This window comes from Mesorhizobium sp. M8A.F.Ca.ET.208.01.1.1 (genome assembly GCF_004791315.1).
Classification (GTDB): domain Bacteria; phylum Pseudomonadota; class Alphaproteobacteria; order Rhizobiales; family Rhizobiaceae; genus Mesorhizobium.
Genome location: NZ_SRUT01000009.1, coordinates 101,467 through 122,082, shown reverse-complemented (window position 1 = coordinate 122,082; position 20,616 = coordinate 101,467). Strand labels below are relative to the sequence as shown.

The following is a 20,616-nucleotide window of genomic DNA, read 5'->3' as shown; positions in this document are numbered from 1 at the left end:
ATCGTCCATGGTTTTGGCAGCTACGGACTTCGATCCTGCGCGTTTAGTCTCCAAGCTCATTGAACGCCGTGGCTGGATCAGCCGAAATGGGCGGTGCGCCGAAGGTCAGCTTGATCGCCTCTCCTATCAACAGCGGCGGCGCCATTTGCTTGGCGAGATCCACGATTTTTCCTTTCAATTCCTTGACCTTGTCAGGATTCTTGTCGGCCAGATTGGTCTTTTCGGATTTGTCGGCTGCAAGATCGAACAGTTCGACCCGCTCCAACACACCGGCTGCCCATACGAGCTTCGTATCGCCTTGGCGGATTGCGCCGCCGGTCGGGTCGACATTGTAGACCATCTCGGTGCGGGGCGAGGGCTTGGCTTCGCTAATCGTTTCCCAAACATCCATGCCATCGAGCGGCTTGTTCTTGGTCGGTTTTGCCCCGGCAAGTCCGGCAAGTGTCGGATAGATATCAGTGACATGTATCAGGCCGTTCACGTCGCCAGCCTTCACCTTGCCCGGCCAGTTCACCAGGCCGCAGACGCGGGTGCCGCCCTCGTAAAGCGTGCCCTTGCCGCTGCGGTACGGCCCATTGTCGGCCGGTAGGCTGTTGCCGACCTTCGATTCACCCGCAAACATTGCATCTCGCACACCGCCATTGTCGCTCTGGAAGAGGATGATCGTATTGTCGCGCATTTTCTTCTTCTCGAGCTCGGCAACGACCCGGCCGATCTCGTCGTCCATCGCGGAAACCATGGCGGAGTAGAGCCGGCGCTGGTCGTCGGCAACATGAGCATATCTTTTGATATGTTCTTCGGGTGCCTGATAAGGCGAATGCGGCGCGGTGAATGCCAGGTACAAGAATAGCGGCGCCTTCCCGTCATGCTTTTCGATCACCTTGGCGGCTTCCGTGCCGAACAGGGTGTTATCGTATCCGGGCTCCTTTAGCGGCTTGTTATTGCGATACCAGTCCATCACGCCATGGGAAGCGTGCTTGAAGTGATCGATTTCGCCAACCAGGGCGCCGTAGAACGAATCGAATCCCCGCTGGCGCGGCCAGTATTCGGCCTTCGCGTGACCCAGATGCCACTTGCCCACCATCGCCGTCTTGTACCCGGCGTCCTTGAGCATCTGAGGCAAGATGTACTCGTCCGTGGCTAGGCCGTAGCCGCCGCCTGACGGGATAACACCCATCTGCAGCCCATAGCGCAACGGATAGCGTCCCGTCATCAGCGCCGCCCGGGTGGGCGTGCACATCGGCTGGGCATAGAACTGTTCCAACCGCGCGCCCTCGGCAGCCAGCTTGTCGATGTTTGGCGTCTTGATGTCCGAGCCGTGGAAGCCAACGTCCCTCCAGCCCTGGTCGTCGGAGATGATGTAGACGATGTTGGGAGGTGTCCCTTGAGCCGCCGCGGGCTGAACACCGGCAAGGCCGGCAAGCGCGCCTGATAGACCGGCTGGAACCGCAAAGCGCGAAACGGCAGCCGCCGTGCCGGCCATCAATGCATCGCGCCGCGTTATTCTGTTGGTTGTGCCGGCTTCAGCCGGGAAGTCTCGATCGATACTCATACTCTCCCACCCTTCTCCCCTTAGGGGTAAATGCTTTTGAGATATCATCGTCACTCACTCTGAAGGCCGACGCTTCAGACCACGTTCTGCTTCCCGGCCGCCATGAAGCAGCCACTTCACAACAATCCTCTATTGGGCGACCGCGAATTGATAGGTGAACCCCAACATCGGCCCCTGCTGAGTGAGTTTGTTCACGAAGCCATCGTGGCTATAGTTGTCGTGCACGGCCCGATAACCGACAAAGCCTGTTCTTGATAGCCCCCATTTCTCTTCCTCGTAGACCGTCAATCGCGACGAAGAGACGGCTTCATCGACCAAGTCATATTCGATGCAGCATCTTAGACTGGATGAAGTCTCGCTTTGCGCTAGATCAATTCGGCCGCGATGCAGCGGAACGTGACAGATTAACACACCAACACCCTGTGCAATACGCCCTTCCGGTCTCGGCGCCACACGATAATCATGGCAAAGGCGCTCGATGTTCTCGGCGCATCCGGCTGACCGAGAGATCTATTTCGTCCACAGTCCCCATTGGCCGTGAGTCGACGATACTTTGCGCCGATTGATCTCGCGCAATTTGCATTTAAGTTACAGCTAATACAATCATCCTGCTATCCACTTTGCGCAAAGGACGTATTTTTGAGCACCTGGCCTTCATCGCCTTCGCACAGGGACGTACAGTTCGGCCCAGACGGGCTCGGCGATGCCGCCTCTGGGCTGCCTGTGAAGGTCGACAGGCTTTCGCCAGGGCAACTGCCGTCGCGACTCCGGCAAATCCGGTCCCACGGCAAGTGGGCGCTCGATCTGGCCGAATTCAACTGCGCCTTCCGCGCCAGCGGCGGCTTTGCCCCAGGTTCCGTGGCGATAGTGGCCATAGAGCAGGCCCGGGACTCAACGATCTGCGGCATTCCGCTCAAAGACGACATGATCGTGAAAATCCCCGCCGGCACGAGCGTAACAGCAACGGTCCGGCCCGGCCTTAGCTATACAGGCGCCGTTGTCCCGATGTCGATCTGGGTAGAGATCCAGGCACTTTCCGCTGGCACGATCTTGGCTAGGGCTGCAGACCACCCAAACGCCGTTCAGCTCACCACCACCGATGCGAAAATGTTTCGAAGCCAAATGGAGGCGATGGCAGATCGCTTCGAAGCAGCCGCAAGCGGTGCAGCTCTGCCGGAGCATACTCCGATCGCGTTGATGGAATATTTGCGAGGCATGGCTGACGCCTTCGCTGGTGCGCCTAGCAACGCAGGATTGGATCGGTCCTCCAGCCGTCATCTCAGGCAGGCATGGGCGGCCGAGGCTTTCATTCGCGCCCATATCCGCGAAGACATCCCCATCATCCGGTTGTGTAAGGAAATCGGCGTCAGCCGCCGTCAATTGGAGTACGCCTTTCGCACCACCTTTGCTCTAAGCCCGCTGGAATTCATCAGGGCGCTCCGTCTCAATGAAGCCAGGCGACTGCTCACCGCCCGGGGAGCAAGAGGCTCGAGTGTCACAAGCATCGCGATGGAGGTTGGGCTCACCCATCTTGGCCGCTTCGCAGCGAACTATCGCCAGCTCTTCGGCGAGTCCCCCAGAGAAACACTGCTTCGCGGGCGAAGGCCAGAGGATTGACCCGATACAGCGCGCGGTCGTCGCCGCTCCTGATAAGCATTTCGAATTTTGACATGACGCGCGGGCTCCAAGCTCGCGCTTGCTCGATCTCGGTCATCTTGCGTTCGAGAAGACGATCGTCGACCACAGGAACGACAGCTCCACCCGGTTGCGATGCGACAGCTTACCAAAATCCTGCCCCGATGCGAATGGATGGAAAGCCTTCGTCTGTCTCGGGCCTTAGGGCGGCATGTGCGATACTGGTGCGAAGCGTCTCGTCGCTCTTGCGCACTGTGAGCGGAAATAATGACACCGACAAAGTTCGCCGTTCAATTGAGCACGGCCTCGACGGTGGCAACAAAGTCGTCGAGCGAGCGATCCCCACGAATCTCGATGCGCGGAAGGTCGATGGGATCGCTGTCAAGGTCCGCCGGCCCGTGTCTGCCGCCGAAGCCAATCCGATAGCCGCACTCCCTGGCCAGCCTGCCAAGCCGCCGGTCGGTGACGGAGAAGGGGGCCGCGAACGCCGAGGTTGGCCGACTGGTCCACCGTTCGACGAACATCCGAGAGCGCAGGAGCTCGGCCGCAAGGTCAGAGCTCGACAGACCATCGATGGCGCGATGCGTCGCCAGATGGCTTCCGAAGAATGCACCTTCGGCGGCGAGACGTCGCACCGTTCCGGCATCCATAAGCCGCGTCGGCGGACCGCTGACGGCGTCCCACTTTGCACTTTCACCCACCAGGTCCGTCACCAGGAACACTTCCGCGGTCAGGTCGTGCGCGCGCAAGATCGGCCAGGCATGGTCGGCAAAGTTCTGGAAGCCGTCATCGAAGGTGATGAGCACCGGGCGGCCAGCGAAAGGCTGACGGTTGGCGATGGACCATTCCAGTTGCTCGGACATGACCGCGTGAAAGCCGTTGGCCCGCAACCATGCCATCTGGCCAGCGAATGCGGCAGGCGTGAGCCGGAAACGGGCGAGCGCGGCTGGACCTTCATCGGCGACGCCGTGATACATGAGGACAGGGATACGCTGCCGCCGCTCGCTACGCGCGACGTCGCGGCGCAAGGCCCGCGCTCCGCCCCAGACGATATTTCGCGCGACCCCGATTCCGATGGATGCGCGGACCGGCACATGATCAATCACCGGCTCCGTCGCCATGTGGCCCGGTGACAGGCGGCGGAAGCGATCTATGCGATAGAGTTCGGTCTGGATCGATTGCTCGAGGACGAGGCCTTCTGTCGCCGTCAACGTCTCCGAGATCGTTTGGCCACCGAATGTGTTCCAGTCGAAGCCCGTCCTTTCGGGATTGTCCCGAAGCACGAATGCGTGTGCGCTGATGAAACTGCCGCCAGGCGCCAACGCCTCGGCGACTTTTTTGGTGAAGCGCTGCAACTCGGCCAGATCATCGAGATAGTAGAGCACTTCCGAACAGAAGATCAGATCCATCTCGCCCGGGAGCGTGTCCGCCATGAAATCCAGTACGCCGAATTCAACATTCGGTTGATCGCTGCATCGCGCGCGCGCCCGCTCAACCGCTATCGCGGAGATATCAGTTGCAGTCAAATGACCCACTCGCGGCGCCAGCTGCCGCGTGAAATGGCCCTCTGCGCAGGCGAGCTCAAGCGCCTGTCCAATGGGGCCGGCAGGCAGAATTTCGAGCTGCCGCTCATATTTTTCCTGCTCGTAGGTCGAGGTGTAGTTCCAGGGATCCTCTGTCGCAAAATAGCTGTTCCAGAACGCCGTACGATCCTTGTCGTGTCCATCCGAGGCCGGTGAACGGCGCGGCGCCGGAAGGGGCTGCGTGGCTTCGGCGCTCGACAGAACCAGTTCCCGCGCTTCCGAGGCCAATCGCGCGAGTTTGCCGAAGTGACTGTCCGGATCAGGCCGGCGTTCCGCCGTGGTCGACAGTGCCTCGGCTGCAAGCGTCTCTGACGTGTCGGCACCGTCGTCCTTTTGCGGTGCCAAATTCAGGATGAGTTCAATCCAATGACGCCTTGTCACGTTCCCGAGCACGCCGAACTGAACGACAGCTTCGATCCGGCCATCCATCATCAGGTAGGCATAGATTTGATCGATTCCTTCCGGAAGCTCGGTTGAGGTTGGATTTCGAGCGTCGACGCGAATTCCGAGTGTCCGCGCCAGCCTGCGAGGTGCGGCAAGATCGTCGGCATCGAGAAGCATTTGCTCGAGATGATACTGGACGCGACGAGCCGCGACCGGATCGCCCCAGACCTTGCCGAGTTCGATGATCAACGCGGTCAGGGCGCCGCCAAACCTGTCCCACCGGGCAGCCAAATGCGCTGGCACCGACAGGCTTCCCACCATCAGGCCATCGAAGGCTACCTTGGCGATCTCACGCGCCCATTTACGTCCTGCCGGGAGCGCGCGCAGGGATTGCGGATCGATCGAACTGCCGCCGCTGCCGCAATCCGATGCAGCGTTCCACAACGCGAACCACGCGAGTGCTTCCGAAGCGGTTCGCCCGGTCGCCTCGGTCGCTCCATTGGCGTGAGCTAATCCTGGGCGTTTGACCCTGGGATCAGGAGAAAAGCCGCGGGCGATCACGATTCCCGCATCCGCCAGCATCTGCGTCGAATTGCGGCTGAGCGCGTTGGGGCTGGCCCGATGGAAAGCGAGCGGCTCGTCGACCATCACCCAATTTTTGCCGAGGCGTGCGACGCGCTGCCATAGATCCCAGTCTTCGCAGGTATGCAGCGACGCATCGAAACCGCCCAACTCGACGATTGTTTCCCGGTCGACCAGCACCGCGTGAGTGGCGATGGCACATCGGCGGGCGAACGTTTCGAAGGGCTGGATCGCGACTTCGGGGGCGATGCTCGAAGGGGTGAATGCTCCATCGGGCATCACGCGCCGTGAACCGCAATAGGCGGCCACTGCATCGGGAGCGGTTTTCAGTGCGGCCAGGATTTTCGCAAGGAAGCTGGCATCCACCCAGTCGTCGGCATCCAGGAACATCAGCCACTGGCCGCGCGCCGTCGAAATCCCGTCATTGCGCGCGCCGGCGGGGCTATGCGCGCAAGAACTCAACGTCCGAAATCGGGCATCTCGTTCCACATAACCGGCGATGATCGCGGGGGTGCTGTCCGTGGAGGCGTCGTCGACGATGATCGCCTCCCAGTCCAAGACCTCCTGCTCGAGAAGGCAATCGAGCGCGCGCGCCAGCGTTGCCTCCGTGTTGTGCGCAGGAATTACGATTGAAACCAATGGATTATGCGCCACGCGATCTTACCCGCGCCTGGACGTCGGTCCCACAACGCTTACGGTAGCTTTGTCCTGGATCATCGAGTTTCGCTTTCTTTCGCCGGGAGATACGGCATCGGACGGCAGCACCGCTCTGTCAAGATCGGGGGGCATTAGAGGTAGCAGGAAGACTTGAAGACATGCTTGAATGGCAAGCGCTCATGCCCGACGGCTTAGATCTGAGGTCGGTGCGCCGGCGCATTTCCGCTCGCACATTCGTTCACCGCTCCGGGAGGGTCATCTAGCCCCCGCGCCATTCCGCTCATAATCAAGCCTGACCTGGCTTGCAGACGGGTTGTCCTGAGGCGGGCGCCGCAAGGCAGTCATTTCCAAGGTCCTGTCGATTCATTAAAAGTAGACATCGCTAATGTAATGGCCGCAGGCCGCCTTGCGGCAATAACAGCCGTTCAACCTGGATTCTCGAACAGCCATTCTCTGTCCTAGAGAAGACCTTCCTTCTAGCGTTGGGTCCGCGTTGGAAGGTGACGGTTACAGTATGCGGGCCGATGCCAGAAAGTATCTGCACATCTAGATCAGCGGATTGCAATTAATCTAATGAAAAATCATAATTTATTCCATTCAAAGTATATATAGATTTTAGACGTGCTTTCGATAGTACGTTTCAGTGAATGATCAATTGGATTTGCCGACTGCTTCAGCTATCAAAGAAATACAAGATCGAAATCATCGAAGATTGCGCAGCTGTTGCTAGTTCAGAGATCGAACAAGAGGCGCGCGAATCGGCTCGAGCCAAAGAGGATTTCGGCTTGTGGGTCGGGTATTTGTCTGACATAATCCCCGTTTCCGGGTTTTCCACTGGCAATTGGGGCATAGTGATGGCTAAGGAATCTTCGAGTACCGCGTCTTCAGCAAATAAAGCGGACGCAAATCTGATCGGTAATGCAGAGGGAAATGGACTGAGCTTCATGGCGGGCCAAGCTCGCGAGAGCGGAGCCCCGGGCGACGCTGTAGGTGTCGACAAGATACGGGATCTGCTGTTCGGCAACCAGATGCAGGACTACGATCGCCGCTTTTCCAAGCTTGAAGAACGGGTCTTGCAGCGCTTCAAGGATGTTGAATCCGAGGCCAAGCGCAATCTTGAAATGTACGAATCAAATGCGAAGAAGCAGGTCGATTCGCTCGCGACGCAATTGCGGAACGAAAAAGATGCGCGAGCCGAGGGCGACAAGGAGATCGACCGGAATCTTCGCGAGCAAAATCAGGCACTTGAAAAGCAGGTGCGCGCATTGTCGGATCAAGTCAGCGAGCTCGAGCGCGATGTTGCAGACCGGATCAATCGAAACGATCATTTGCTGCGTGAGGAAATCAAGCAAAGGATCGAAAGCGTTCAGATGCTGATAGAGAAGGTGTTTTCCGATCTCAGCAACGTCAAGACCGACCGCAATCTTTTGGCCGGCCTGTTTGTCGAGGTCGCAAAATGTCTCAATCAGGATCCCGTCGGCAGCAAGACCAACTCGGAGCGTGGCTGGAAAGTGAGTTGATCGGAACTTGACGTCAACCGTCGACCCAATCAGCCTTCCAAAAAAAGCAGCTTCGAACGATACAGGGATTGATCGCGAGGCTCTCGCTAAGCTTTTGGTCGAAATAGCCCGGAACGTCGATCCGGACTATCGGGCGCAATTCGAGTCGGTTCCAACCGCCGACCCTCGCATGGAAGCGCTGCGCCAGTTGCTGGTCGGCCGCGAGATTTCGGAGCTCTCACGCGTCACGGATCTGCTGGACGAACCGGCGCAGCTTGCGTCGGCGGTGGGCGGCGTTCTTCCCAGTGCGGCCGCCCAAGCGCCGCATGCGCAACTCGGCGAGGCCCTCGCACCGGCCGTCGAGCGGGCCGTGCAACGCTCGATCCAGAAGAGCCCGCGTACTCTGACGGATATATTGTATCCGGTGTTTCTGCCGGCAATTCGCAAGTCGATCGGAGAAAAGATCGACCAGACCTTTCAGTCGCTAAATGAAACTCTACGACATATATTCACTTGGCATGGTCTCAAGTGGAGAGTGGAAGCTTGGAGAACCGGTGCCAGCTTCTCGGAAGTCGTTCTGAAGCATTCTCTCGTCTATCGCGTAGAGCATGTTTTTCTCATCAACCGCAATTCCGGGCTCTTGATAGCGCATGTTACGGCCGATAACGCAACCAGCGAGGATCCTCAGCTCATTTCCTCGATGCTCAGCGCAATTCAAGATTTTGTGAAGGATTCATTCAACGAGAAAGAACAGAGCGGCCTGGACACGATCCGCTTTGGCGAGCTTCGTCTCTGGTCGGAAGTCGGACCGCTTGCGACGCTGGTTGCGGTGATCCGGGGAAATCCGCCGGAGGGACTGCATGAAATATTTCGCGACGTATTGCTTCGCATCCATGACCAAAGCTCGGAGGCTTTAGAGCAGTTTGACGGCGACACCTCGCAGCTGTTCGGCGTAGAGGCGCAGCTGCAGACCTGCGTTGAGCTGAAGCAGGAGGATACAAACCAGGGATTTCCGTGGCTGGTGGTGGCTCTGGTTGCGCTGATTTTGATTCTGGGGGGTGCCTGGTTCTTTCTTTCCTGGCAAACCGGGCAGCGCTGGCAGGCCTATGTGTCGCGCTTGGTGGCCGAGCCAGGCATCATCGTTGCCGAGCAAAATATAAGCGGTGGCCAATTCTATATTGCCGGCCTCCGCGATCCGCTTGCCGCCGACCCGCAGGCGCTGTTGTCGGGAACCGAGGTCGATCCCGCGCGCGTGCATGCGCAGTGGCAGTTCTATGAGAGTCTCGAGCCTCAGTTCGTGTTGAAGCGGCTGACGGCGTCGCTGGTGCCGCCAGAGTCGGTGCGGCTTTCGGTGGTCAATGATCGCATCGTTGCCGAGGGCGAGGCCACTGGCACCTGGATCGACCAGGCGCGCGCAGCGGCTCGACGGCTTTCGGCAGGCGGACCGGAATTCGACATCTCCAAGGTTCGTGATGTGAGCCCCGAAGCACGCGCGGCGGAGCGCTGGCAAGCCTATGTGTCGCGCTTGGCGGCCGAGCCGGGCATCATCGTTGCCGAGCAAAATATACGCGACGGCCAATTCTACGTTTCCGGCCTGAGAGACCCGCTTGCCGCCGACCCACAGTCGCTGCTGTCCGGAACGCAGGTCGATCCCGCCCGCGTTCATTCGCAGTGGCAATCCTATCAGAGCCTTGAGCCGGAGTTCGTGTTGAAGCGGCTGACGGCGTCGCTCTATCCGCCGAAATCGGTTCAGCTTTCGATCGTCGAGAATCGCATCGTTGCCGAGGGCGAGGCTCCCGGCGCCTGGATCGACCGGGCGCAGGCCGCCGCCCGGCAGCTTTCAGCAGGCGGGCCGGTATTCGATATTTCCAGGGTCCGTGACCCCGAAGAACGCGCGGCGGAGCACTGGCAGGCCTACGTGTCGCGACTGGGCACCCAGCCGGGCATCATCGTTGCCGAACAAAGGATACGCGACGGCCAATTCTACATTTCCGGCCTGAGAGACCCGCTTGGCGCCGACCCGCAGTCGCTGTTGTCGGGAACCGAGGTCGATCCCGCACTGGTTCATTCGCAGTGGCAATTCTATCAGAGCCTTGAACCGGAGTTCGTGTTGAAGCGGCTGACGGCGTCGCTCTATCCGCCGAAATCGGTTCGGTTTTCGATCGTCGAGAATCGCATCGTTGCCGAGGGTGAGGCTCCCGACACCTGGATAGATCGAGCGCGCGCAGCGGCCCGACAGCTTTCGGTAGGCGGACCGGAATTCGACATCTCCAAGGTTCGTGATGTGAGTCCCGAAGCGCGCGAGGCGGAGCATTGGCAGTATTATGTGGCGCGACTTGAGGCCCAATCGGGAATCATCGTCGCCCAACAACGGACGAGCGGCGGACAATTCTACATTTCCGGCCTGAGAGACCCGCTTGCCGCCGACCCGCAAGCTCTGCTGTCCGGAACGCAGGTTGATCCTGCCCGCGTTCATTCACAGTGGCAATTCTATCAGAGCCTTGATCCGAAGTTCGTGGTGAAGCGGCTGACGGCGTCGCTGTCCCCGCCGAAATCGGTTCAGCTTTCGATCATCCAGGGTCGCATCGTCGCCGTGGGTGAGGCTCCTGCCGGCTGGATCAGCCGGGCGCAAGCCGCCTCCGAACAGCTTTCGGCGGACGGAGTGGTTCTGGATGTCTCGCAGCTGCGTGAGCTGAACCTTGCAGAACTTAATTCTTTGAGAGACGCCATCCAGACGACCGATATTTTCTTCTCTTCCGGCAAAGTTGTGCCGGGACCGGAGCAGCTGCCGGTTCTCGACAGGTTGGCGGATCAGATAAAGGAATTCGCCCAAAATGCCCGCAAGTCAGGCGTAACAGCGCGGTTCATGTTGACCGGCCATTCGGACACCACGGGCCGTGAGACGGCCAACGCATCGATCAGCGCCGCCCGCGCCGAGACAGTTCGTGCGCTTCTCAACAAGCGCGGCGTCGCTCCGGAACTGCTGCAGGTTCGGGGCGCGGGCACTTTTGAGCCGCTGGTGCCTGAAAATAGTCAGGCCGGGAGCTCTACCAATCGCCGGGTTTCGATTACTGTGAACCTGGACTAGTGGAGCCCAAGATGTTGCAAAAAAAAATCTGCATGCTGGGCGGGTTCTCTGTCGGGAAGACGAGTCTTGTGCGCAGGTATGTGCAGAGCATCTTTTCAGAAACCTACCTGACCACGGTGGGCGTGAAGATCGACAAGAAGAATGTCGTGCTCCCGGACAAAACCGTGGATCTGATTTTGTGGGATTTAGCCGGTGAAGACGATATCGGCTCATTCCGTGTCAGCTATGTGCGAGGTGCAACCGGGCTTGTGCTTGTCGTCGATGGTACGCGCGCCGCCACTCTTGCCGTGGCGCTCACGCTGCGCGAACGGGTCGAGGCCGAATTCGGCGCCATGCCGTTTGTATTGCTGTTCAACAAATCCGATCTGGCCGATCGGTGGGCAATATCGGATAGTGAGATTGACGAACTGAGGCAACGTGGATGGCAAATCTATCTAACAAGTGCGCTTTCGGGTGAACATGTTGATGATGCATTTCGTCAACTTGCTTTAATGGTCACCAAATAGATCATGCATGGATTGCCAAAAGAGGTTGGAAACTGGATTTTCAATTTCTTCTACAACGGGCATTCTGTCGCATATCTGAAAATCGACACTCAGCTTTGCGTCGCTGCGAAGGGCGGCAATGTTGAGCATTACGGGCTCTCATCGCTTCGCATCGGCGAGCCTGTTGCCGAGCAGCTTGAATTCATGGAAGGATTGCTGCCTTGCCCGGAGCTTCCGTTTCACATTGCCATGGTCGAACTGCCCAGCGGGTGTGTCGCCGACCTCCATTTTTTTGCTGACGATGCCTGCGTGTGGCTGCTCTTTCTTGACGCCACTGCCGAACGCGACAATAGGCAGCGGCTTCAACAAAAGGCTTATGAAATGACACTCCTGCAAGAGAGGGAGCGTCAACTCAACGAGAAATTACAATCGACGAACGAGGCATTGAGGAAGAGCCAGGAGGGATTGGCGCGTGAATACCAGCGCGCCGAAGCCCTGCTCCTCAACATTCTTCCGGCGTCGATCGCGGAGCGGTTGAAAGCGCACAAAAAAATTGCTGACAACCACGCGGAAGTGAGTGTGCTTTTTGCCGACATAGTCGGTTTTACGGAACGAGCGCGGAGCGTCGGAGCCGTGACGACGCTCGCTATTTTAAATTACTTCTTCAAGGCCGCGGATCGGCTCTCGGAACGATATGGCTGCGAAAAGATCAAGACAATCGGCGATTGTGTGATGGTGGTCGCCGGCCTGCCCACCGCGCGATCCGACCATGCAAAGGCCCTCACACGCTATGCACTCGAGCTGCGCAAGGCGGTTAGGCGCGAACGCTTCGCAGGAGAACCGCTGAGACTCAGAATCGGAATTCACTCAGGCCCAATCGTCGCGGGCGTCATAGGCAAGAGGCGGTTCGCCTATGACCTGTGGGGCGAGACCGTTAATCTCGCCTCGCGTATTCAAACGTCCGCGGAGCCCGATGAAATCCGCATTTCGGATGCAACTCGCCAAATGCTTGGGCCAAATTTTGCTTGCGACCCACTCGAGGAAACGGAATTGCGTGGTGCAGGCCGCGTGCGAATGTGGCGGCTCCCGGCCTGATTGCCGCTTAGCAATGCCGACCCCTGGAGCCCACGCATCTCAAGCCCATATTCCGACAGTCTATTGGGCGACTTGGGACACGGCTGACATCAGCTCCTGCGGGTTTGGCGCCCCAAACATGTAACGCCCACCCTCTGGAACCTCCGTGAAGCTCCAGCGGACGATCCCCTGCCGGTCCAGCAGGAACTGACCGACCAGTTGTCCGTGTCCGGTTGCCATCATCTGCTCGTCGGCTTCGGTGACTTCGTAATTGTCCTTCTTGTTGAGGAGTTCCCCGGCCACGATAGCACTGATAGGGCCGGGAAACTCGCCTGGCATGTTGATCCGCATATCCTGTGCCGCTGCCATCGAGACCCTGTACGGCCAGTTCGTCTCGTCTTGGGTGAATCCGAGATTGGGCAGTCCAAAAGCACGATGTGAAGCGCGTTCAGGGTCGGAGGCCGCAAGCAGATTCGGCATCGGGTGGTAGCGGAAATAGAGACGCGCCCGTTCGATCGGCGTGTTGACCACCGTCAGGCTCCCCACGCCCTTCTCGCGCAGTTCCGGATCAAGCCGCGCCTGGGCGGCGATATGGCGTCTGCAAAACGCACAATGCAGACCTCGAAACAGCCCGACCAGAACCGGTCTTTGTCCACGAAAGTCGTCGAGCGCGATCTTGCCTTCCTGGGTAATGGCGTCGAGTACCAAGTTCGGCGCGCGGTCGCCCGGTTGAAGCGGTACCAAGTCACTAGGCGCGGACATTTCAACCTCCCACCCGGCTAGTCGAGAAAAGGCAGCACCACAAGCGCTTCCGGGTCGAGCCCGTGCTGGGCGCATATACCCTGCGCCAAGGAAAAGTAGCGTTCGGCCTCGGCCAGATTGTCGAGGTCGAGATTAAGCGTTGCAAGACCATCATAGCACGGAAACAGCAGTTGGGGTTCGCCCGTTTCGCGGGCGACGTCCAGTGCTTCGTGGAACAAGCCGACCGCCAGTTCCGGACGGCCGTTGCACTGGTGGATCTGCCCAAGCACGATCAACGGCACAGGCAGGTGCTCGCGCTGGTCGAGCGCCCTGTCGATCTCGATGGCCTTCTCGGCAGCAGGGATGCCCTCCGTTGGACAGCGATCCGTGAAAGTACAACAAGCGACCGCCAGATTGGTGAGGAGGCGCGCCTGAAAACCCTGATCGCCAATATGGCGCGCCACCTCCAGACCGCGCCGACAGACCTCCATCGCCTTTGCCGGATCGATGGTCGTGTAAAGCACGCCGAGATTGGTGTAGCCGCGACAGGCCGCGCCGAGCAGACCGGCGGCTTCGGCCAATTCAATGCTGCGCTCAACCTGACCCACGGCTTCACGGTTTCGCCCAAGGCGGGCCAGCGCAACGGCCTTGGTGTTAAGGGCCTCGGCGGTCACGAGAGTGGCATCATCGGAGACCTGTTCCGTCGTCAGACTGCGTACGCAATCCAGCGCCGCGTCCGCCCATCTTGCCGCGAGAGCGTGATCTCCGCTCCGGAATGCCTGTCGGCCGCGTTCCTGCCAGAGATGCGCCTGCTCGATCGGGGCATCCGCTCCATCGAGGAACGCCGCCGCTTCAGCATAGCGGGATTCCGCTTTGTCCCGCTTGCCGACGTCCCAGAGCAGCCGACCGATCTTGCGCAAAACGCGCGCCGACGCGACGCGGTCGGCTGACCCGCGGTACGCCTGCAACACCGCCTCGTAGTGGCGGTGCGCGATCTCGCGGCGGCCTGCCGGGCCGCTCAAATCGGCAATGCGCTCTGCAATTGCCAGTTTGAGCGGTGTTTGCCCGGTCGCGCCCAACGCGGTCAGGGCTCGGTCGTAGAAACGAAGGGCGTCGTCATTGGCGTATATCATGCGAGCGCGATCTCCCGCCGCCTGAAGGCAATGCGCGCCCTTCTCCCGCTCGGCGCTCTGTGCGAAATGATGACCGAGCACGGCCAAATCCTCGAGCCGTTCCGGCTTGTCGCCGCACAGTTGCTCCAGGGCGACACCGACACGGCCGTGGATGTCGGTCCGGCGTTGCAGGAGCAGGTTCTGGTAGATCACGTCCTGCAGCAATGTTTGCGTAAAGCGGTAGCTTTGCGACGAGACCGAGCCTGATCCGGCAACTTCTTCGATGATCTCCGCATCGCAAAGCAGTTCGCAGCCGGCCTCCAGCCGGCCGGGATCGGCCGTCACGGTTTTCAGAAGCGTGGCATCGAAGCGCGGGCCGATTACCGCGGCTTCCTGGGCTAACCGGCGCACCTCCTGGGGCAGCCGGTCGACACGAGCAAGCAACATTGCCTGGATGGTGGCGGGAATGCCGGTTGCGACTTCGCCCGCCACCGTCCGCCATCGCTGGCCTTCGCGCATCAATACACCGCGATCGATAAGGCCGCGAACGATCTCCTCGATAAAAAGCGGGTTGCCGCCGGCGCGCTCAAGGATCTGGTCGAGAAGCCCGCCCGCGGAGTTTACCCAGCTATCGCCGAAAAGTGCCGCCACCATGCTACGTCCGTCATGGCTGCTGAGCGGCGAAAGCCTGAGCGCTGTGTGACTGACCCGGCTTGAGTCGAGCTGATCGTTGTCCGGCGCCGGACGATGCGTGACCAGCAGCATCAACCGCGTGCGCTCCAGCCTGTCCATCACGAAACGCAGTGCCTCGAGCGATACGGCGTCGGCCCAGTGCAGGTCTTCGACGACGATCAGCAGCGGCGACAACGCAAGCCGCCGTTCGATGATTGTGCGGACCGCGTAGAGAATTTGCCGCCGCAACTGCTCGGGCTCGACATGCTGCAAGGTGGCATCGGGGTCGCCAAGGCCGAGCACATGATAGAGCAAAGGCATCAGCCGCTTCGCCTCGTCGCCCTGCAGGCCGAGATCGGTCAGCAAGGCTGCGAGCTTCCCCCGCATTTCGTCCCCATTGTCGTTTTGCATCATCCCGGCAGCGCTGCGCACCACTGCGCCCAGGGCGCCAAATGATTGTTCGCCCAGCGGTGAGCACGTGGCCTGTCGCACGGCGACGTTGCGAAAACGATCGTCGTCGCCGACCCGGGTGACGAACTCCCTCACCAGCCGCGATTTCCCGATACCGGCTTCTCCGACGAGGCGGACAAGTTGGGCCGAGCCGCCGCACGCCTGGTCGAGGCTCGCCAGCATTCTGTTGAGTTCCGCATCACGGCCTATTATCGGCGCACTGAGGCCGAGCGCCTCGAGCCCACGCGCCGCACGCGGCGCCGCAAGCGGTGCATCGAGTCGATGGACGAGAACACTGCCAGCCTTGCCGCGAAGCACGACATCACCCATCGACTCGTAAGAGAAGGCATGTCGGGTCAGCCTGTGCGTGAGCTCGCCCACCAGCACCTCACCGGGTGCGGCCAGCGATTGCAGGCGTTGCGCCGTATTCACCGTGTCGCCGGTCACCGAATAGGATTTGGCGGCGCCGATGCCCAATCCTCCAGTAACGACCGGACCAGTGTTTATGCCGATGTGGAGTAGGAGAGGCGAGCCGGAGTAGGGGGTGCTTTCGCCCAGCCGCGCCGTCCGGGCGATCATGTCGAGAGCGGCGCGAAGCGCACGTTCCGGATCGTCCTCATGCGCGACCGGCGCACCGAACAAGGCGAGCAGTGCATCGCCGATGAATTTGTCGACGAAACCACCAAAGTTTCGCACGGCCGCCGTCAATTCCTTGAACAGTTCGTTCTGCAGCGTTTGCATGACCTCGGGGTCGAGCTGCTCGCTGAGTGTCGTGAAGCCGCAGAGGTCGGCGAACAGGACCGTGACCGTCCGGCGATCGGCGTCAGAGACAGAATGCGGCCCTTCTTCGCTTTCGATGTTCGGCGCCGCAGTTCGAGAAGGTGGCGCAAAGGTCCGGCTTGGTGTCGGAGCAGGCCGTTCGACGGATTTTGCGGACGCACCGACGCTTGCCCCGCATTTCGGACAGAACTCGAAATCAGGTGCGCAGACATAGCCGCAACTGGCACATGACACGGGCTGGCGCCGGCCACACTTCGGACAGAAGGCGTAACCGCCCTCAATCTCGAAACCGCAGCCTGAGCAGTCCATGGAACAAGACCTCACTAGGGGCCGTGACGGCATGATCTCGCCACGCATTTCACGGCCAGGGCAATCACAAGGATGAACCGATAGCTCTCAACCGGCAAGCGGCAGCGCAAATAGCCATCGAGAGATCGGATGGTTTCTGCGGCAGAGCGCTGCCGAGCCGGGCGGTTGCGCGGCCGTCGTTTGCGAAAGTTCCCTCTACCCGCTGTCTTCCTGCTATCTTGGAGATAAGGAGACCGACGCATGAGCGAGAACCGCAAGCTGGCCGCAATCCTGGCTGCAGATGTGGTCGGATACAGCCGGCTCGCGAGCGCGGACGAAGAGCGTACCTTGGCGAGGTTGCGGACGCTGCGCAGCGACCTGATCGATCCCACCATCGCAGTCCACAACGGGCGGGTGATCAAGCGCACCGGCGACGGGGCGCTGGTTGAGTTCCGCAGTGTGGTGGATGCCGTGCGCTGCGCCGTTGAGATCCAGAACGGCATGGTTGAGCGCAATGCCGGCGTGCCGCAGGACCGCCGCATCGAGTTCAGGATCGGCATCCATCTGGGGGATGTGGTCGAAGAAAGCGACGGCGACCTGATGGGCGACGGCGTCAACATCGCCTCGCGTCTGGAGGGTGTCGCGGCGCCCGGCGCTATCTGCCTGTCCGAGGATGCCTATCGCCAGGTCAAGGCGAGGCTCGACCTTTCGGTCAGCGATCTCGGCAGCACACAGCTCAAGAACATCGCCGAGCCGGTCCGGGTCTATTCGCTGCAAGTCGGCGCGGGGGCCAAGGCGGCCGCGACCCCGGAAACCGCGACGAGCCGACCGGCTGCGGCCGTGCCGCCGAAGCTGTCGATCGCCGTGCTGCCGTTCGCCAACATGAGCGGTGACGCCGAACAGGACTACTTCGCCGACGGCATCTCCGAAGACATCATCACGGCGCTGTCAAAACTGTCGCAACTCTTCGTCATCGCACGCAATTCGTCGTTCACCTTCAAGGGCCAGAACGTCCATGTGCAGGAGGTGGGCGCGAAACTCGGCGTGCGGCATGTGCTCGAAGGCAGCGTACGCAAGTCGGGCAACAGGGTGCGGATCACCGCGCAGCTCATCGATGCAATTTCAGGCGGCCATCTTTGGGCGGAGCGGTTCGATCGCGACCTGACCGACATATTCGCCGTGCAGGACGACGTGACGCAGCAGATCGTCGGTGCGCTGGCGCTCAACCTGACAGACGATGCCCGGCAACGGCTGGCGCCGGAGCACCCACGCAACACCGAGGCGTATGACTATTTCCTGCGCGGCCGGGAGCTGTGGCACCGGCTGACGAAGGAGACGAACGTCGCAGCCCGCGATCTCTTGCAACGTGCCACCGAACTGGACCCGAACTTTGCCTCTGCCCACGCTTTCCTCGCCCTCACGCACGGCGTCGATTACCTGAACAGGTGGGGAGCGTCGCCGCCGGAATCGATGGCGCAAGCCGAAGAGGCCGCAACGCGGGCGGTAACGCTGGATGACAACGATCCCTGGGCGCACTGGGCGCTGGCGATAGCCAAGCTGTACACACGACGGCACGATGAGGCCATCGACGAGGTCGAGCGCGCACTGGTCCTCAATCCGAACTTCGCCGAAGCGCACGTCTGCCGCGGCGAAACGCTGTACTATTCAGGCAAATCCGAGGAGGCCCTCGAGAGTTTCGCCCGGGGAAAGTCCTTGAACCCGTACTTTGCGGATGTGCTTCTGCACTTCCAGGCTTTGGCGTTGTTTCAACTGGGACGATACAACGAGGCCGTTGACCTCCTGCTGCAACGGCTGGCTCGCAACGCTGTGACCGACGTCTCTCGCGCGCTCCTGGCCGCCAGCTACGGCCATCTGGGCCGTTTGGAGGAGGCCCGCGCGGCATGGCAGGACATGCTTCGCGTCAATCCCGACTTTTCGCTGGAATACCGTCGCAAAGTCTTGCCTTACAAGAACCCTGCCGATTTCGAACTCATGGTCGACGGGCTCCGCAAGGCCGGTTTGGTGCAATGACCGGGTAGCGGCCCGATCAGAGGCCGGAGGCCCGGCCGATCTTGCACCATCGGGCGTTTTCGCGCACCAGTTTCAGGTCGTCGGTGGTCTCGGCAAATGTCCGCGAACGGTATTGCCGGAGCAAGTCCGCGAAGGGCGCCCCTTCCGGGAGGCCGGCAAGCTGCTCGCGGACCGAGATCTTTTCATCGATGACCCGAGTGCCCCAGGCATTTTCCCGAACCTGCAGCTCCGCAGCCAGATCGCGCTCTTCCGGCGCGTTTTCATCCAGCGCAGCCAGCAGGATCGAGTGGAAAAGCGCTACATAGCCAATCTGTCTCAAGCCGCCCACGACCCGCACGCGCGGCAATATGGCAAGGACGAGGAACGTCAGGAACAAGTCCGGCAGCAGCGCACCGTCCAGCAGCGCCTGCTTGAGATGCGGCCGCTCGAACGGGATGGAAAGACCATGCGGCCTGTCAGGCTCGATCAGCTGCCCGTTCTCGAGGACGAGCTTGCGCACGCGCTCCTCGCGGATGCCCCAGAAATAGGCGGTGGCATTGGGCAGGAATCTGCCAAATGGGCTCGATGCGGCCTCTTGCAAGGCATGCTCGAGACGCCGGCGCCTTGCGGGCTCGAAGAGCAGCCTGGAAAGAAGGCCGCCGTCATGGTCTAGATGCCGCGCCATGGCAGCAGCGGCGAGCCGGTCATCGATCAAAACCGGCAGGGCCATGCCGGAACGATCCCAACCGGCGACCAGATCCTCGTTGAGTTCTGTCAGCGCATCGGCGGCGGTTGCAAACACCTTGTCGTGGCTGGCGAGCAGTGTGCCCAGCCAGCGGCTGGCATCCGTTTCGTCGCACACCGCTTCGAGGGCGCGCCTGTTGAGGGTGACGGGACCGGCCGCGCAAACGCTTTTGCGGCACAGTTTGTGGCGCCCCATGCCAAACAGGTTGACCTTGTCGTCGCCGACATCGAGCCAGCCCGGCCCCTCCCGGCCAATTGTCTCCATGGTCATCGTCGTTCCCATGAAGCCGAAGAAGGCCGACAGCCCGTTTTCGACCGCGCCGAACCAGGCAAGCAGGAGGGCATCGAAGGTGATCCGGTCCATCAGAAGCAGGCAGTGCAGGCCGGACTGAATTACCGGTCTGTGCTCGAACTCTTCGAGGATATTGCCGATCTCCTCAGGCTGCATGATCGCACCGAGGCGCTGATGCAGGACTTCGCGCAGGATCGAGCGGGCAGCGATCGCCGGGCCGGATGCAGGCCTTGCTACCGGCCGCCACAGATGGCGGGCGTAATCGGAAACCGATGCATTCCAGTTCTGCTCGATGTCACGCACGACTTCCGGGCAGAGCAGCGACAGCACAGCCAGAATTTCCACCGGAGGCGTAGGGGCTGGGGCGAAGACGGCGGTCATCAGAACCGCAGCCGGGCCATGCTCAGAAGGTCGTGATACTGCCCGTCGGTAAAGCCGGCCTTCACATGCCGGCCTTCGACCTCGAAGCCGTGGCTGGTGTAGAGGCGGATGGCCGGCTCGTTGTCGGCATAGACGGTCAATTCGACCCGCTTCAGCGCGCGCCAATTGTCGGCAACGTCAAGCAGCGCGCCAAGTATGGCAGAGCCGATGCCCTTGCCGACAAAGGCATCGTCAAGGCCGATATTGATCTCGCCTATATGCGAACGGCGCGGCGAACCCTGGACAACCAGGTTGCCATGGCCGACGATCCTGCCGTCCAACTCGGCAACGATCCAGGTGGTTTCCTGGCCGCACTTGGCGATGCGCCGCTCCACCTGCTCCACCATCTCGAATGGCATCCTGAGCGTGCCCCAGCGGAAACCCGGCATGTTGAAGATAGCGCAAAGCGCCTCCGCATCGCTTGGCCGCACGGCTCGAAGCTGCGGCCGGATTTTCTCGGATGGCGAGGTCGTGCTGGTCATGGCGTTCCCGGCTACAGCAATTCCAGGAAAAGTGTGAGCGGTTTTCCGCCCGGAATTGCGTCAGAACCAAGGATAGAGCAATTCGC

General features: G+C 60.6%; 13 protein-coding genes. 6 read left to right on the top strand and 7 right to left on the bottom strand.

Features of this window, described 5'->3' with window-relative positions; translation table 11 throughout:
- Positions 1-43: 43 nt before the first annotated feature.
- Positions 44-1,483: an arylsulfatase gene (locus EN851_RS28640; RefSeq protein WP_245520828.1), complete on the bottom strand. Its 1,440-nt coding sequence runs from the start codon at positions 1,481-1,483 to the stop codon at positions 44-46.
- Positions 1,484-1,681: 198 nt separating this feature from the next.
- Positions 1,682-1,870: a hypothetical protein gene (locus EN851_RS28635; protein ID WP_135867312.1), complete on the bottom strand. Its 189-nt coding sequence runs from the start codon at positions 1,868-1,870 to the stop codon at positions 1,682-1,684.
- A 606-nt stretch (positions 1,871-2,476) separates the two neighbouring features.
- Here EN851_RS28635 and EN851_RS37910 point away from each other — a divergent pair.
- The gene (locus tag EN851_RS37910; RefSeq protein ID WP_348630738.1) at positions 2,477-3,169 is read left to right on the top strand and encodes an AraC family transcriptional regulator; all 693 of its coding nucleotides are present in this window, start codon (positions 2,477-2,479) and stop codon (positions 3,167-3,169) included.
- A gap of 308 nt (positions 3,170-3,477) precedes the next feature.
- Here EN851_RS37910 and EN851_RS28620 read toward each other — a convergent pair whose 3' ends face one another.
- Positions 3,478-6,390 carry a trifunctional glycosyltransferase/class I SAM-dependent methyltransferase/polysaccharide deacetylase gene (locus EN851_RS28620; RefSeq protein WP_135930507.1) on the bottom strand — a complete coding sequence of 971 codons (2,913 nt, stop codon included), beginning with the start codon at positions 6,388-6,390 and terminating at the stop codon, positions 3,478-3,480.
- Between the two features lie 650 nt (positions 6,391-7,040).
- Here EN851_RS28620 and EN851_RS28615 point away from each other — a divergent pair.
- From EN851_RS28615 to EN851_RS28600, 4 genes are read left to right on the top strand one after another with little or no spacing between them, the layout of a single operon-like run.
- Positions 7,041-7,913 (top strand): hypothetical protein, encoded by an 873-nt coding sequence (locus EN851_RS28615; protein ID WP_245520827.1) that lies wholly within the window; start codon positions 7,041-7,043, stop codon positions 7,911-7,913.
- Between the two features lie 7 nt (positions 7,914-7,920).
- A complete protein-coding gene (locus EN851_RS28610; RefSeq protein ID WP_135930506.1) occupies positions 7,921-10,980 on the top strand; it encodes an OmpA family protein in 3,060 nt (1,019 codons plus the stop codon).
- 11 nt (positions 10,981-10,991) lie between these two features.
- Positions 10,992-11,486, top strand: a complete 495-nt coding sequence (locus tag EN851_RS28605) for a Rab family GTPase (protein WP_127279821.1) — start codon at positions 10,992-10,994, stop codon at positions 11,484-11,486.
- A gap of 3 nt (positions 11,487-11,489) precedes the next feature.
- Positions 11,490-12,560 (top strand): adenylate/guanylate cyclase domain-containing protein, encoded by a 1,071-nt coding sequence (locus EN851_RS28600; RefSeq protein WP_135882413.1) that lies wholly within the window; start codon positions 11,490-11,492, stop codon positions 12,558-12,560.
- Positions 12,561-12,620: 60 nt separating this feature from the next.
- On the opposite strand, the gene EN851_RS28595 is transcribed toward EN851_RS28600, so the two are convergent.
- Together EN851_RS28595 and EN851_RS28590 are read right to left on the bottom strand one after the other, a co-directional pair.
- On the bottom strand, positions 12,621-13,301 hold the full coding sequence (locus EN851_RS28595) for a peroxiredoxin-like family protein (RefSeq protein WP_135930505.1): 681 nt from the start codon (positions 13,299-13,301) through the stop codon (positions 12,621-12,623).
- Positions 13,302-13,318: 17 nt separating this feature from the next.
- Positions 13,319-16,603 carry an adenylate/guanylate cyclase domain-containing protein gene (locus EN851_RS28590; protein WP_135930504.1) on the bottom strand — a complete coding sequence of 1,095 codons (3,285 nt, stop codon included), beginning with the start codon at positions 16,601-16,603 and terminating at the stop codon, positions 13,319-13,321.
- Between the two features lie 240 nt (positions 16,604-16,843).
- On the opposite strand from EN851_RS28590, the gene EN851_RS28585 reads away from it, so the two are divergent.
- A complete protein-coding gene (locus EN851_RS28585) occupies positions 16,844-18,613 on the top strand; it encodes an adenylate/guanylate cyclase domain-containing protein (RefSeq protein WP_135930503.1) in 1,770 nt (589 codons plus the stop codon).
- Positions 18,614-18,629: 16 nt separating this feature from the next.
- Here the strand turns inward: EN851_RS28585 and EN851_RS28580 are convergent, their stop codons facing one another.
- Both EN851_RS28580 and EN851_RS28575 read right to left on the bottom strand, forming a co-directional pair.
- Positions 18,630-20,009 (bottom strand): hypothetical protein, encoded by a 1,380-nt coding sequence (locus EN851_RS28580; protein ID WP_135867319.1) that lies wholly within the window; start codon positions 20,007-20,009, stop codon positions 18,630-18,632.
- Positions 20,009-20,530 carry a GNAT family N-acetyltransferase gene (locus EN851_RS28575; protein ID WP_127280037.1) on the bottom strand — a complete coding sequence of 174 codons (522 nt, stop codon included), beginning with the start codon at positions 20,528-20,530 and terminating at the stop codon, positions 20,009-20,011. Before EN851_RS28575 ends, EN851_RS28580 begins: the two co-directional genes overlap by 1 nt.
- Between the last annotated feature and the right edge of the window lie 86 nt (positions 20,531-20,616).

What these genes read in the sequence shown, in the direction of transcription:
- EN851_RS28615 (WP_245520827.1), top strand. Translation starts at nt 7,041, where the DNA reads ATGATCAATTGGATTTGCCGACTGCTTCAGCTATCAAAGAAATACAAG.
- EN851_RS28590 (WP_135930504.1), bottom strand. Translation starts at nt 16,603, where the DNA reads ATGGACTGCTCAGGCTGCGGTTTCGAGATTGAGGGCGGTTACGCCTTC.
- EN851_RS28575 (WP_127280037.1), bottom strand. Translation starts at nt 20,530, where the DNA reads ATGACCAGCACGACCTCGCCATCCGAGAAAATCCGGCCGCAGCTTCGA.
- EN851_RS28600 (WP_135882413.1), top strand. Translation starts at nt 11,490, where the DNA reads ATGCATGGATTGCCAAAAGAGGTTGGAAACTGGATTTTCAATTTCTTC.
- EN851_RS28605 (WP_127279821.1), top strand. Translation starts at nt 10,992, where the DNA reads ATGTTGCAAAAAAAAATCTGCATGCTGGGCGGGTTCTCTGTCGGGAAG.
- EN851_RS37910 (WP_348630738.1), top strand. Translation starts at nt 2,477, where the DNA reads ATGATCGTGAAAATCCCCGCCGGCACGAGCGTAACAGCAACGGTCCGG.
- EN851_RS28585 (WP_135930503.1), top strand. Translation starts at nt 16,844, where the DNA reads ATGAGCGAGAACCGCAAGCTGGCCGCAATCCTGGCTGCAGATGTGGTC.
- EN851_RS28595 (WP_135930505.1), bottom strand. Translation starts at nt 13,301, where the DNA reads ATGTCCGCGCCTAGTGACTTGGTACCGCTTCAACCGGGCGACCGCGCG.
- EN851_RS28640 (WP_245520828.1), bottom strand. Translation starts at nt 1,483, where the DNA reads ATGGCCGGCACGGCGGCTGCCGTTTCGCGCTTTGCGGTTCCAGCCGGT.
- EN851_RS28580 (WP_135867319.1), bottom strand. Translation starts at nt 20,009, where the DNA reads ATGACCGCCGTCTTCGCCCCAGCCCCTACGCCTCCGGTGGAAATTCTG.